The organism is Pseudomonas sp. Fl5BN2 (assembly GCF_009908205.1).
Lineage (GTDB): Bacteria > Pseudomonadota > Gammaproteobacteria > Pseudomonadales > Pseudomonadaceae > Aquipseudomonas.
In genome coordinates, this window is the sequence record NZ_JAAARL010000117.1 from 1 (window position 1) to 380 (window position 380).

Below are 380 nucleotides of genomic sequence, written 5' to 3' on the forward strand. Positions count from 1 at the left end.
TCCCTATTGATTGTTACGCCATCTATCGTCAGGTTTTCTATTGGACCACCGGCAAGGTCGGGATTAAATGGTCTTCCTGATACTGCTCCTCTGGCTCCGAAATGCTCAAATGATTCCAAATCAGGGAATCTCATTCTTCCCAGAACAACTCCAGCAACTATTGAAGCACCAGCGATGAGTAACCCTTTGTTATCCATAACTTGATCGTAACCAGCAGGTGCATCTCCTCCCAACTTGTTTGCTGTTTCCCTGAATCCTTCGATATTCCCATTGTATATGCCGCCAGCAGCAAGCAGTCTGCCAACCGCTTTACTATTGAGTGTTTTGAGGCCATTATCATCTTTAGTTTTTTGCCGTGGTATAAACAGACGGTTGTAGTT

The 380-nt window shown here is 44.7% G+C and carries 1 protein-coding gene; it reads right to left on the minus strand.

Going from position 1 to position 380, the window contains the following annotated elements:
* Window positions 1–380, minus strand: a 380-nt coding sequence (locus tag GV819_RS32880; RefSeq protein ID WP_368668965.1) for a hypothetical protein, incomplete at both ends; no start/stop codon positions are given.